General features: G+C 72.3%; 8 protein-coding genes. 5 read left to right on the forward strand and 3 right to left on the reverse strand.

The annotated features are described in order from the left end of the window. The first annotated feature begins 79 nt into the window (after positions 1 to 79). The 4 genes from ACWCRB_RS12580 to ACWCRB_RS12595 all read left to right on the forward strand — a co-directional run bounded on the left by ACWCRB_RS12580 (position 80) and on the right by ACWCRB_RS12595 (position 4,373). Positions 80 to 1,396, forward strand: a complete 1,317-nt coding sequence (locus ACWCRB_RS12580; protein ID WP_450996035.1) for a sensor histidine kinase — start codon at positions 80 to 82, stop codon at positions 1,394 to 1,396. Next, positions 1,393 to 2,049: a response regulator gene (locus ACWCRB_RS12585; RefSeq protein ID WP_369032888.1), complete on the forward strand. Its 657-nt coding sequence runs from the start codon at positions 1,393 to 1,395 to the stop codon at positions 2,047 to 2,049. The genes ACWCRB_RS12580 and ACWCRB_RS12585 overlap by 4 nt, the downstream gene beginning before the upstream one ends. An 87-nt stretch (positions 2,050 to 2,136) precedes the next feature. Then, positions 2,137 to 2,751 carry a TetR/AcrR family transcriptional regulator gene (locus ACWCRB_RS12590; RefSeq protein ID WP_450996036.1) on the forward strand — a complete coding sequence of 205 codons (615 nt, stop codon included), beginning with the start codon at positions 2,137 to 2,139 and terminating at the stop codon, positions 2,749 to 2,751. Beyond that, positions 2,748 to 4,373 (forward strand): CocE/NonD family hydrolase, encoded by a 1,626-nt coding sequence (locus ACWCRB_RS12595; protein ID WP_450996037.1) that lies wholly within the window; start codon positions 2,748 to 2,750, stop codon positions 4,371 to 4,373. The genes ACWCRB_RS12590 and ACWCRB_RS12595 overlap by 4 nt, the downstream gene beginning before the upstream one ends. A 67-nt stretch (positions 4,374 to 4,440) precedes the next feature. Here the strand turns inward: ACWCRB_RS12595 and ACWCRB_RS12600 are convergent, their stop codons facing one another. The 3 genes from ACWCRB_RS12600 to ACWCRB_RS12610 are packed head-to-tail and all read right to left on the reverse strand — an operon-like array spanning position 4,441 to position 11,248. Then, on the reverse strand, positions 4,441 to 7,965 hold the full coding sequence (locus ACWCRB_RS12600; protein ID WP_450996038.1) for a S8 family serine peptidase: 3,525 nt from the start codon (positions 7,963 to 7,965) through the stop codon (positions 4,441 to 4,443). 52 nt (positions 7,966 to 8,017) lie between these two features. Continuing rightward, positions 8,018 to 8,170 (reverse strand): hypothetical protein, encoded by a 153-nt coding sequence (locus tag ACWCRB_RS12605; RefSeq protein ID WP_450996039.1) that lies wholly within the window; start codon positions 8,168 to 8,170, stop codon positions 8,018 to 8,020. 57 nt (positions 8,171 to 8,227) lie between these two features. Further along, positions 8,228 to 11,248 (reverse strand): AAA family ATPase, encoded by a 3,021-nt coding sequence (locus tag ACWCRB_RS12610; RefSeq protein ID WP_450996040.1) that lies wholly within the window; start codon positions 11,246 to 11,248, stop codon positions 8,228 to 8,230. 527 nt (positions 11,249 to 11,775) lie between these two features. Between ACWCRB_RS12610 and ACWCRB_RS12615 the strand changes: the two genes are divergently transcribed. Further along, positions 11,776 to 12,954 carry an extracellular solute-binding protein gene (locus ACWCRB_RS12615; protein ID WP_450996041.1) on the forward strand — a complete coding sequence of 393 codons (1,179 nt, stop codon included), beginning with the start codon at positions 11,776 to 11,778 and terminating at the stop codon, positions 12,952 to 12,954.

Below are 12,954 nucleotides of genomic sequence, written 5' to 3' on the forward strand. Positions count from 1 at the left end.
GTCCCCGGAGCCCCCGTCCGCCGGTCCACTCCCCCGAGGCCGGCGGGCGGGCCCGCCCGCACCGTGAAGGGCGTACAGAGTGACCGCATCGAACGCAGGCGCCACTACGGCGCCGTCCGACGGTGTGCGGCTGCCCCGGCCGCTGGCGGACGACCCCGACCAGCGGGCGATCGTCTCGATCATCACCCGGCTGGGCGGATGGCGGCTGGCCGACCGGGCGCATCCCCGCATCCGGCGCTGGGCGGTCCCCGCCTTCTGCACCCTGCTCGGTGTCTCCGAGGTGTTCGACCCGGACTTCGGTCCCAACATCCCGGTGAAGCTGGCGCTGACCCTGGGACTCACCGTCCCGCTGCTGTGGCGGCAGCAGAGGCCGACGCTGGTCTGGGCCGTCATCACGGTCGTCTCGATGCCCGTCGCCTTCCTGGGGATCCTGACCGGAGCGAACTCGTCGTGGGTCGTGGCCCTGTACAACATGGGCCGCTTCGCCGCCCCTGGTCGGGCGGCGCTGGCCACCGCCGTCACCTTGGCGCAGATCACCGTGGCGGGCACCCTCTTCTGGGACGCCGGCCAGGTCGCCCACGCCACCCGTTCCTGGGTGGTGCTGATGCTGGCGCTGCTCGTCGTGACGGCGTTCGCCTGTCTGGGCCTGGCCGGCCGGCTGTCGGACACCGTCGTCGCCGCCCTGGAGAAGGAGCGCGACCAGCAGGCCCGGCTGTCGACCGCCCGGGAGCGGGCCCGCGTCTCCCGGGAGATGCACGACATCCTCGGCCACACCCTCGCCGTCATCGTCGGCCTCGCCGACGGCGCCGCCTCCCTCGCCCGGACCAAGCCGGAACGCGGCGCGGAGACGCTCCGCATCATCGGCGACAGCGGCCGGGACGCGCTGGGCGAACTGCGCCGGCTGCTCGCCGTGGTCGGGGACGAGCGGGACACCCGGGGCGAGGTGCCGCTCGCCCCGCAGCCCGGGCTGGCCGATCTCAAGGCCCTACTGGAACGGGTCCGGGCGGCCGGCCCGACCGTCACCCTCCGTACCGAGGGAGAGCTGACCGGCCTGACCCAGGGACTCCAACTGGCCGTCTACCGAATCGTCCAGGAAGCCCTCACCAACACGCTCAAGCACGCCGCCCGCGACACCGCCGTCACCGTCTCCCTGGCCGTCGACCCCGGCGCGGTTCACCTCACCGTCGAGGACACCGGCCCCTCGCACCCCCTGCCGGCCGGCCTCACCCGGACAGGCAGCGGCCAGGGCCTGGTCGGCGTACGGCAGCGTGCCGCCCTCTACCAGGGCAGTGTCACCGCGGGCCCCAACGACCACGGCGGCTGGAGCGTCCGTGCCCTTCTCTTCACCGACCCCCCGTCCGGCACCGCCCACACCACGGAGAAGCACCCGGCATGACCACCGTCCTGATCGTCGACGACCAGACCCTGCAACGCCTCGGCTTCCGCATGCTGCTGGAGGCGGAGCCCGACATGACCGTCGTCGACGAGGCCACCAACGGCAGCGAGGCGGTCCGCAAGGCCGCCGAACTGCGTCCCGACGTCGTCCTGATGGACGTACGCATGCCCGGTATGGACGGCATCGAGGCGACCCGGCGGATCGTCGAGTCCGGGGGCCGCTCCCGCGTCCTGGTGCTGACGACCTTCGATCTCGACGAGTACGCGTACGACGCGCTGCGCGCCGGAGCCAGCGGTTTCTTCCTCAAGGACGCGCGGCCCGAGGAACTCGTCGTCGGCATCCGCGCGGTGGCCGCCGGGGACGCCGTGATCTCCCCCGGTGTCACCCGCAAGCTGATCGACACCTTCACCAGCCGGCGGGCCGGCCCCGCCCCCGGCCACGAACTCCGGCTCGCCGACCTCACCGAACGCGAGCGCGAGGTCCTGACCGCCATGGCGGGCGGCGCGAACAACACGGAGATCGCCGAGCGTCTGCATCTCGCCGAGTCCACGGTGAAGTCCCACGTCAGCCGCATCCTCGCGAAGATCGGCGCCCGGGACCGCGTACAGGCGGTGATCTTCGCGTACGACGTCGGCTTGGTGCGCCCGGCCTGAGTCCGTCGGCGCCATGCCGGGCGGGCGTTGACGGACGGCAACTCTTCAACACTCGCCTATTAATTAACATCTGTATATTATCGCGGCATGCAGCCCGAACCCGCCGCCCCACCCCGCAGCCAGGACCGCCGTGCGCTTCGCTCGCGCGCCGCCCTGATGGCAGCCGCCGTACGGCTGGTGTCCGAGCGGGGGACCACCGCCATCCCGGTCACCGACCTCACCGAGGCCGCGGACGTCAGTCGGCAGGTGCTCTATCTGCAGTTCGGCGACCGGGACGTGCTGCTCGTGGAGGCAGCCGCGGACCTGGTCCGGCGGGAACTCATCACCGAGGCCGACGAGAGCGGTGACGCCTTCTCGGGAGTACTCGCGATGGCGCGGCACTTTGCGGCGCACCGGTCCTTCTACCGCGCGATGCTCACCGGTTCGTGCGCGTTCGCCATGACCAGGACGCTGAACGGCCTGTTCGGCGCCGCCAACGCGAAGACCGTGCGCGAGCTGTTCGGTGAGCTGGACGAGCAGGTCGCGCGTGATCTGGCGGCGTTCGTCGCGGGCGGCACCGGCGCGGTGGTCAACGACTGGCTGATCGACGGCGCGGATCCGCTCGACCCGCTCGACCCCGAGGAGCTGGCGCGGCGCCTGCTCCGTCTCGCCCCGGTGTTCACCGGCGGCGGCCGTACGTCCCCCGGCGGAGGTCCCGAGTGACCCGGCTGACCAGCCGCCTCGTCCAGCGCATGCTGCGCCTGCCCCCGCCCCCGACCAGGGATCTGGCCGTCGAACGCGGTCTGCGCGTCCCCATGCGCGACGGCGCCGAACTGCTGGCCGACCGCTGGGCCCCGAAAGCCGGCGGCACGGGCCTGCCGACCGCACTCGTCCGTATCCCCTACGGCAGGTCGGGCATGATCGCGGCGCAGCTGGCCAGGCCGCTGGCCGAGCGCGGCTTCCAGGTGCTCGTCCAGAGCACGCGCGGCACCTTCGGCTCCGGCGGCGGCTTCGACCCGCTGCGGTGCGAGCGCGAGGACGGCCTCGACACCCTGGACTGGCTGGTCGGGCAGCCCTGGTGCGGCGAGGCGGTCGTGCTGTACGGCGGCAGCTACCTCGGTTTCGCCCAGTGGGCGGTGGCCGACACCCTGCCCCCTCAGGTCAAGGCCGTGATCCCGGCGGTGTCGGAGTCCGCCTTCACCCTGGAGTTCCTGCGCGCCGATTCCTTCTCGTTGGAGGCCACACTCGGCTGGGGCCTCCAAGTGGCCGACCAGGAACGCCGGTTCGCGCTGCTGCACCAGCTGCGGCGGCTGCCGAAGGAACGGCGCGCCTGGTACACGCTGCCCCTCGGTCAGGCGGACACCGCGGCGACCGGCCGCCGTTCCCCCTACTTCCAGGACGTCCTCGCCCATGACGCGGACTCGCCGTTCTGGCAGGTCCTCGACCACAGCAAGCGGGTCGCCGACATCACCGTTCCGGTCAGCACGGTCGGCGGCTGGTTCGACATCTTCGTGCCCGGCCAGATCCGCGACTTCCGCACCCTTCAGGAAGCAGGACAGACCGCCCGGCTCACCATCGGCCCCTGGGCGCACATCTCCATGGGCGTGAGCCGGACGGCCGCGGCCGAGGCCCTCGACTTCGGACTGGCGTACGCCCACGGCAGACAGCCCGCCGACCGTGCGCCGGTCCGTCTGTTCGTGATGGGCGAGGAGAAGTGGCGCGAGTTCCCGTCCTGGCCGCCGCCCGGCTACGAACCGCGCCGTTTCCACCTCCAGCCGGACGGCGGTCTCTCCACCGAGGCGCCCGCCGAATCGGCCCCCGACGGCTACCGCTACGACCCGGCCGACCCCACCCCGGCCGTCGGCGGCGTCCGTATGGCCGTGGGGGTGAGATCGGGCCGCGCGGACAACACCGCCCTCGAAGCCCGCCCCGACGTCGTCACCTACACAACTCCCGTACTGGACAAGGACGTCGAGGTGATCGGCGAGATCGAGGCCGAGATCTGGTTCCGCTCCAGCCTGCCGTACGCCGATGTCTTCGTGCGCCTGTGCGACGTAGACGAGCGGGGACGGTCCACCAATGTGTGCGACGGCCTGACAGGTCTGACGGATGCCGATGAGCCGTCCCGGGTGACCGTACGGCTGTGGCCGACGGCGTACCGCTTCAAGCGCGGTCACCGCATCCGCGTCCAGATCTCCAGCGGAGCCTTCCCCCGCTACAACCGCAACCCCGGCACCGGCGAGCCCCGCGCCACCGCCACCACCCTGCGCGCCGCCGACCAGCAGGTCTTCCACGACCCCGCACACCCCTCGGCGGTCGTCCTGCCGGTACGGGAAGTGCACTGAGCGGGGCCGGGTGGGAGCGCGGTGCGCTCCCACCCGGCCCCGGGCCGGCCTGTGTTCCGTCGGTCCGTCAGCCGATGGGGTACGCCCGGGTGATCGTCTCGCTGAAGGTGTTGCCCGAGTGGTCCTCACCGCTGGCGCGCAGGGTCGCCCAGCCGCTGGTGGCGGAGGCCGCCGGGTGGGTCAGGACGGCCTTCCCGGTGGTGCCCCTGACCCGCGTGGGGACGGTCGTCCAGGTCGCGCCGTCGTCGTACGACACTTCGACCTTCACGGTGTCGAGGCCTCGATGGCGGCGGGGCCCCTGTTGCTGCACGGTGAACGGGATCGTGAACTCCGTGTCCGCCGGGGCGATGCCGTTCGGGTCGGTCGGCGGCTGGAAGCGCAGCACGGTCAGCGGCAGCGGGGCGGTCGCGTCGGCGCCCGCCGACCGGAACGTCCAGCTGGCCTCGATGCGCTGGGAGCGCTGGCCGTGCCAGCTGGTGCTGCGGGTCCCGGTGACATCGAGCCGGTAGTCGGCCGCTTCGGCGGGCACGGTCCAGAAGTTGTCGAAGTTGTCGAAGTTCTCCTCGTCCTCCCAGGGGCTGTCCAGCTTGCCGACCTCGGTCCCGTCCCGGTAGAGGGTTGCCTCGGCCCGGCTGAACGCGCGGTTGTTGTAGTTGTAGTGGCTCGGGTCGGAGTCCCCCCACAGAGCGAGCGCCGGGGCGATCCGGTTCCCCGTACGGCTCAGGAACTGCCCGTTCGCGGCCAGCGCCGGACCGACCACCGGATAGTTCCATGTCTCCTTCGTGACGCTGCCCGGCCGGTAGGTCCGCGGGTTGGACTGCTGTCGTCCGAGCGCGTGGTAGGAGGCGCCGTCCGGGGTCATGAACTCCCCCATGAACCCGGTCCAGGAGACATCCGGGTCCGCGCTGTAGTACTCCACCCGCTCGGCGGGGATCGGCACGTTGCGCGTCACCGAGAAGAGATGGGTCTGGCCGCCCACGTACCCGAGGATGACCCGGGCCGCTCCGGCGCGCTGACCGGCCCGCTTGCCGTACGAGGCGTTCACCTTGGCCAGCCGGTGGAGCGGGATGTCGTAGGAGAGGCGGCTGGGGACGCCGCGCTTCGTCTCCTCCACCAGTGCGTAGACCGGACCCTCGATCAGCGCGTCGACCTCCGCCGGGGCCGCCAGGATGGCGCGGTAGACGTAGCGGTAGGAGCTGTCCCGGTCCGCGGCCGGGGTCGGTACGGCGGACAGGCGGGTCGTCGAGTAGTACGGGGCCATGACGCCGAGGCTCGACAGCTCCCGGTGGCCGGTGGAGTCGACGGAGGTGTGCTGGGCGCCGAACTCACGGAACCAGGGTGCGACCGTGTCGTCCGGGACACCGACGTACACCGGCTTGCTCTTGCGGGCGTCGAACTCGATCGCGGTGTTCCGGTCGAGCGTGATCCCCGGCCGGCTCTCCAGGGTGAGGTCGACAGACCGCCTCGTCTCCGGATCCACGGTGTTGATGAGGGCGGTGAGACCGTACCTGCCCTTGGGCAGCCTGAGGTGGGCCCCGGGCTGGACTGTGTTGATCCGCCCGAAGGACGAGGCGCTGGTCCGGTCGAGGGGATCGACGGCGATCACGGACGTGTACGGCGTCAGCGGTGTGCTGCCGTTGAGGTCGATGGCGGTGAGGTCGAGGTCGTAGCTCTCCTCCTCGAACTTCGCCGTGACCGTGGTCTGGACGCGGGTGGAGCCGTCGGCGCTCGCCGCCACCAGCCGCCAGGCGTACGAGGCTCCGGTCGCCGGGATGCCGGTGGCCGGGTCGATCGTCACATCGACGGTGGATTCACCGCCCGCCGGGACGGTGATTTCGGTGGCGGAGAGGCGCAGGGTGTCGGCGGGGGGTGCCGTTCCGTCCGCCGCCGACGGGGTGATCGTCAGGGTGACCGGGGTGTCGGCGTCGTTGCGGTAGGTGACCGTCTTCACCGCGGCCGGGGCCGCGGTGAGCGGCCAGGTGAACAGCCCCGCGTTCAGGCCGGACGGGGACGCGGTCACCGTCCTGCTCGTGGCGCGGGCCACGTCGATGAGACCGCTGCCCTGGACGTGGACGCTCTGGTCCGGCTGCGGACTCGCCGTGGACCTGATCCCGTCCTTGAGGCGCTCGGCGCTCCAGTCCGGGTGCGCCTGGGCGAGCAGGGCCACGGCGCCCGCCGCCGCCGGTGTCGCCATCGAAGTTCCCGACAGCGCCGTGTAGTTGTCGTCGATGGGGCCCTGCGGGCCCGTGGGGTCGACGTCGCCGATCGAGGTGCCCTTGGCCCGGGCCGAGATCACGGCCACGCCGGGGGCGGTGATGTCCGGCTTGATGGCACCGTCCCCGAGGCGCGGACCGCGGCTGGAGAACGACGCGAGCGCGCCCGTGGAGTCCACCGCGCCGACGGTGAGAGCGGCGTCGGCGGCGGCCGGAGCCCCGATGGTGGTGGTACCGGGGCCGGAGTTGCCGGCGGCGACCACGAACAGCGAATCCCCCTGCGCCGACAGGGTGTTCACCGCCTGTGACAACGGGTCCGTGCCATCGCTCGGCAGTCGGGAACCGAGGCTCATGTTGACGACGTCGGCGCCCTGCGCGACCGCCCACTCCATGCCCGCGATGATGGTGGAGCTGAAGCCGGAACCGCCGGCGTCCATGACCTTGCCGATCAGCAGGTCGGCGCCGGGCGCCACCCCCTCGTACCGGCCGTCCGAGGCGGCTCCGCTCCCGGCGACGATGCCGGCCACATGGGTGCCGTGGCCGTTGTCGTCCTCGGCGTTGTCGGTGCCGTTGATCAGGTTCCGTTCCGTTGTCACCCTGCCCTGGAGGTCGGGATGGGCGTGGGCCCAGCCGGTGTCCAGGACGGCGACCTTCACGCCCTCGCCGGTGTACCCGGCCGCGCGGGCCGCCGGGACGCCGATCTGGGCGTTGCCGACGTCGTCGCGGGTCTCCACCGGTGCGTCCAGCCACACCTTGGACAGCCCGGACTCCAGCTTCATCGCGGACGCGGACACGGACGCGGACGTCGGCTCGCGGACGATGTCCGCCCAGAACTCGCCCGCCTCGGCGGGCAGTTCCTCGACGGCGGTCGCGTCGATGCTCTCCAGCGTCTTCCCGACGGTGGCACCGTCGGCCTTGGCGAGCGCCGAGGGCGTACGGTCCCCGGTGTGCTGGACGATCAGCGGCAGCGTGTCGCGGTCGGCGTACCCGTTCCGGGTCAGGGCGGTGATGTCGAACAGCCGGGCGTCGAGGGTGCCGTCGGTGACCAGGCCCAGCGCGTCCGACGGGATGACGCTGAAGTTCCCGGCGTCCTCCCGCTGGTAGAAGACGATGTCCGAGCGGCCTTCCCCGGCCTCCACCTGCACCGAGCGCCGGCCGCCGCCGACTTCGGTGACCTGGACGACGTCGCCGGTGATCAGGGTGACCGACGTCTGTCCGTCGGTGGTCTCCGGCACGGTGTCCGAGGCGCCGGCGGGGGGTGAGGCGGCGAGGGCCGCGGCGGTCAGGGCGGCGGCCAGGACGGAGGCGGTGAGGGCGATGGCCGGGCGGGGGGATCCGGGACGCCGGCCGGGGCGGTGAGCGGGGGCGGGGGGTATCAAGGGGTTCCTTTCCGAGGCGTCGGCAGTGCCGAAGGTGGGGGGGGACGGTGGCTCAGAGGGGTTCGAACCGGCTGTCGTCGCAGCTTCCCGGGAGGGGTTCCTCCTCGTCGGAGGGCTCCTGGGGGCAGGGCGACTCGGGCGTGTTCTCCGCGTGCTGCTCGCTCTGTTCCTCGGCGTGCGGTGGCTCCTGCGGGTCGACTCGCATGGCACACCAGCCTCGTACGCGACCGGCCGCACGGCGATCAGTCAGGTGACCGAAAAATTAGCCGTGGGGTGCCGAGCCCTCGGACTCCAGCGGCAGCACCCCGGCCTCGACCGCCGCCCGGACGACGGCCGCCCGGGACGACACCCCCAACTTGCGCATGGCGGCGCTGAGTTGAGTGGCCACGGTCTTCGGGGAGACGAACAGCGCCTGCGCCGCCTCCCTGTTGGTCATCCCCTGCGCGACCAGGGCCACGACCTGCCGCTCCCGTGGGGAGAGCCGTGGACCGTAGCCGCGCGGCCCCCTGCGCCAGGCGCGGGCCACCTCCACCCCGTGCTCGCGCAGGAGTTGGGCGACGCGGTCCGCGTCCGTGCGCGCGCCCAACGTCCACAGCCGCTCCTGCACGGCGGTGAGCTGCGCGAGCGCCTGCCCGGTGTCACCCTGCCGGAGCAGACAGTGGCCGCGCCGTTCGAGGGCGAGCAACTCGTCGTACGGGCGCGGCAGTTCGGCCCACGCCGAGGCCGCCGTCGCGAACGCCTCGGCGGCCGGGGCCGGTTCGCCGTGGGCCTCGGCCAGGATCGCGCGGCCCAACGACAGCGTGGCGACGGCCGCGGGCGCGTTGCGGCCCTCGGTGCCGTCGGCGTACCGCCGCAGCAGTTCGTCGGCGCGGTCGACGCGGCCGGCTCCGGTCAGGGCGTCCAGGTGTGCCGGGAGGATGTCGGTGGCCCACAGCCAGACGTCCTTGCGTTCGATCAACTCCAATATCCGGCCGGTGACTTCGAGGGCCTCGGCCCAGTCGCCGTCGGCCAGGTACGACCGGGCGAGTGCCGCCGCGGAGAGCCCGGCCTCGGGGTCGCACAGGCCGCCCTCGGCGAATTCGTCGGCGACCTTCCGCAGCCCGCGCCGGGCCGCCGTACCACCGCCCCCGGCGAGTGCCAGCACCGCCTGGATCCGCCGGGCCAGCCGCGAGCCGTAGGGGTTGACGTCCCGGTCGGCGGCCAGCGCGGCGACGGTCCCGTCCAGGCCCGTCCACTCGCCGGTGCACCAGTCCAGATACGCGAACGGGATCCGGAGCATGCTCAGCAGCCGCCGGTACCCGATGGACTCGGCGAGTTCCGCCGCCGCGGTCAGCCGGGTCCTGGCGCCCTCGTAGTCGCCCCAGACGACCGCCATCTGACCGGCGTTGAACAGGAACCGGGCGAGCAGTCCGCGCTCCGCCGGGGGCGCGTCGACCGCGGCCCGCTGGAGCTCGTCGGCCGCCCGCCAGCCCTCCTCCTCGCCGAGCAGGAGCAGGGCCGAGGCGCAGTTCGTCGTCACCCGGAGCCGGTCGGACGGCGACTCGATCCGTGGCAGCAGCTCCGTGGCCCGCGCGAGCCACATACGGTGCCGGGCCGCCGGCCACTCCGGCACCACCGGCATGGCCAGCACGGACATCGCCGTCGCGGCCAGCTCGGGCCGGTCCCCGAGGTGGGCGACACCGTCCTCGATCTCGTCGAACGCCGCGGACTCCTGACCGGCGTCCCGCAGCAGCCGGCCGAGCAGCAGCTTGGTCTCGCCGCGCTCCTGGCGGGGCAGATCCTCGTACGACAGGACCTGTCGTACGGCGTCCAGGACGGCCCGCGAGAGATCGCTGACGTCCCGTGCGCCGAAGACGGCCGCGCCGCCCATCTTGCGGGCGAGGCGCGAGCGGTCCGCCGTCGCGAGGTCCGCCGAGGTGAGCAGCCCGAGCAGGGTCACGACCGCGGCACGGTCGTCGCCGGACTCCAGGGCCACGTCGGCGCTGGCCTCCCCGTACCGGCACCATCCCGCGATGTCGCCCGCCTCGCGGCAGTGCCAGGACAGCCGTGCGACGGGCTCGGGCCGCAGCCCGCGCAGGTTCGCCGCCGCCCTGCCGTGCAGTCGGCGCCGGTCCGGTGCGGGGATCGCGCCGCGCACGGCCAGGCAGTCCAGGGCGTGCCGGTAGGCGTACGCGCCGGGTGTCTCCTCCCGCAGCAGTCCCGACCCGAGCGCCGCCGCCAGCCCGGCGCGGCCGGTCTCGGGGGCCAGCTCCGCGACCGTGCTCAGCAGCGCCTCCTCGGACGGCGCGTCCAGGACGGCGGCGGCCTCCAGCACCCTGCGCGCCGGGGCGTCGAGCCGTTCGACCCGCTCCAGCACCGAGTCGCGGAGGGTCGCCGGGACCTGCAGCTCGGTCAGCACCCGGCGGATCCAGGTGCCGTCGCGGTGGACGATGTCCTTGCGGTCCCGCAGCAGGAGGACGCACTCCTCCACGGCGAGCGGGATCCCGTCGGTGTGCCGGTGCAGGAAGGACACGAACTCGGCGGACACCGTCGAGGTGTCGAACATGGACGCGACCAGCTCGCGGGTGTCCGTCAGGTCCAGCGGCCCCAGTGCCAGCCGTACGAGCGTGACGTCCGAGGGCACCCGGGAGGTCAGCCGGATCAGCAGCGAGCCGTTGGGCACCTCGTCGGGGCGGAACGAGACGACGATCGACAGGCCGGGCCGGCCGGCGGCGGTGAGGGTGAGCAGCCACTCCAGGGTCGCGGTGTCGGCCCAGTGGGCGTCCTCCACGACCAGCACACCGATGTCGAGGCGACCCAGCAGTTCGGTGAGGGCGCTGAGGATCCGGTGCCGGGTCTCGTGGGGGTCGTCGAGCACGTCCAGCGGCGGCGGCAGCCGGTCGGCCCAGTCGGGGAACAGCGGCCGTAACGCCCCGGCGAGCGGGCTGAGTTCGAGTCCGGCGGGCGGGGCGGGGACCCGGCGGCGGATGCCGTCGACGACCGCGCCCAGGGTGAACGGCTCGGGCAGCGGCGGGCAGGTGGCGATCACGGCCTCACGCCCGACCGCCCGGGCGACCGCCTCCCGCACGAGCCGTGTCTTCCCGATCCCGGCCTCGCCCTCCACCACGACGAGCGCCGGCCCGTTCCCCAACGCCTCGCACACGGCGAGGAGTTCGGCCTCCCGCCCGACGAACTCGGGCGCGGGGCGAGGGGCGTACGACGGTGTCCGCCGAGGCTGCGGCTCGCCGGGCGGTCCGTCCCGGCCTGCGTGACGTGGATCGTCCCGACTGGAGCGCCGCGCCAAACTGCCACCTCCGGGTGCCGGTCCGAACCCAACTCCCGCACCAGTGCGCACACTGTGCCCGGGCGCACCATTTTGGCATGGGCGCGTCCAGCCCGGCAGTGCGTCGGGGCGGGGACAGCGCCACGGCCGCCCGTCTACCGCCCGCCTACCGGGCTCGGACAAAGCGAGCGGACAGGGCGCGGGCAGAGCGCGCGAAAGTCTTTCGTAACCGAGACATTTCCGGTCCTTGTTCCGGATGTGAATTCCGTGCCAGTGTCCCGGCCAGCAGGCAGGCCGTCGGCAGCGAGGAATCCGAAAGCCTTTCGTACCGTCTCCGATCTGCCTGGCGCACCGACGGCATGTGAAAGAAGAGAGGCACCACCATGCGGAGAGTCCCGCCGAGCGGAAATCCCGGAATTGCCGGAAGCCCGAGAATTCGACGCGTCGTCGCGTCCGCGGTCGCCCTCGCGGCGGCCATGGGCCTTGCCGCGTGCGGAACTTCGGGGCCGGCCGGATCGTCCGGGAACTCGTCCGCGAAAGGCCTGACGATGTGGGCGCTCAACGACCAGACGATCCTCAAGGACTCCGTCGACGCCTACAACAAGGACCACCCGGACGCGAGGATCACCCTCTCGCTCTACGCGAACGACGACTACAAGCAGAAGCTGCGCGTCGCCTTCGGCGCGAACCAGGCCCCGGACATCTTCTTCAGCTGGGGCGGCGGCGCCCTGAACGACTACGTCAAGGCGGGCAAGGTCGACGCGCTGACACAGGCGAACGCGGACACCGACCGCTTCACCCCGAGCGTGATGCAGAGCGCCACCTTCGACGGCAAGGTCTACGGCGTGCCCGCCAACGGCCTCGCCCCGGTCGTCCTCTACTACAACAAGAAGGTGCTCGCCGACGCGGGCGTCGAGCCGCCGAAGACGTACGACGACCTGTTGACGGCCGTGAAGAAACTGAAGGCGAAGGACGTCGTCCCGCTCTCCCTCGCCGCGAACTCCAAGTGGCCGACGCTGATGTACCTGGAGTACCTGCTCGACCGCGAGGGCGGTTCCCAGGTGTTCACGGACATCGCCGCCGGTGACGCCTCGAAGTGGCAGGAGGCGTCCGTCACGAAGGCCAACCAGCGCCTCCAGGACCTGGCGAAGGCCGGCGCCTTCGGCGACAACGCCTCCTCCGTCAGCTACGACCAGGGAGCGTCCACCGCCCTGCTCTACACGGGCAAGGCGGGGATGACGCTGATGGGCACCTGGGAGTACGCCAACATCGCCAAGGCCGCGCCGGACTTCCTGAAGAGCGGCGACCTCGGCTACACCGCGTTCCCGTCGCTGCCCGACGGTGCCGGTGAGGCGAACAGCATCGTCGGCAACCCGTCGAACTTCCTGTCGCTGAACTCGTCGACGAAGAACAAGTCCGCCGCGCTCACCTACTTCAAGGACTACGTCCTCGACGACTCCCAGGTCGATTCCTATCTCGCGGCGGGCAGTGTGCCGCCGGTCAAGGGCCTGGAGTCGAAGCTGGCGGCGGTGACGTCGTCGACCGACAAGGAGTGGCTGACCTTCGTCTACGACCTGGTGCAGAACGCGCCCGGCTTCCAGCTCTCCTGGGACCAGGCCCTGCCCTCCGACCAGGCCGACCCGCTGCTGACGAACACCGACAAGTCGTTCCTGCGCGAGATATCGCCCGCCGAGTTCGGTACGAACATGAGCAAGGCGGGGTCGTGA

Source organism: Streptomyces sp. NPDC002156, assembly GCF_053593675.1.

Bases quoted from the DNA above. Each gene is read 5' to 3' on its own strand.
- ACWCRB_RS12585 (WP_369032888.1), top strand. From the start codon at position 1,393: ATGACCACCGTCCTGATCGTCGACGACCAGACCCTGCAACGCCTCGGC.
- ACWCRB_RS12590 (WP_450996036.1), top strand. From the start codon at position 2,137: ATGCAGCCCGAACCCGCCGCCCCACCCCGCAGCCAGGACCGCCGTGCG.
- ACWCRB_RS12605 (WP_450996039.1), bottom strand. From the start codon at position 8,170: ATGCGAGTCGACCCGCAGGAGCCACCGCACGCCGAGGAACAGAGCGAG.
- ACWCRB_RS12615 (WP_450996041.1), top strand. From the start codon at position 11,776: ATGTGGGCGCTCAACGACCAGACGATCCTCAAGGACTCCGTCGACGCC.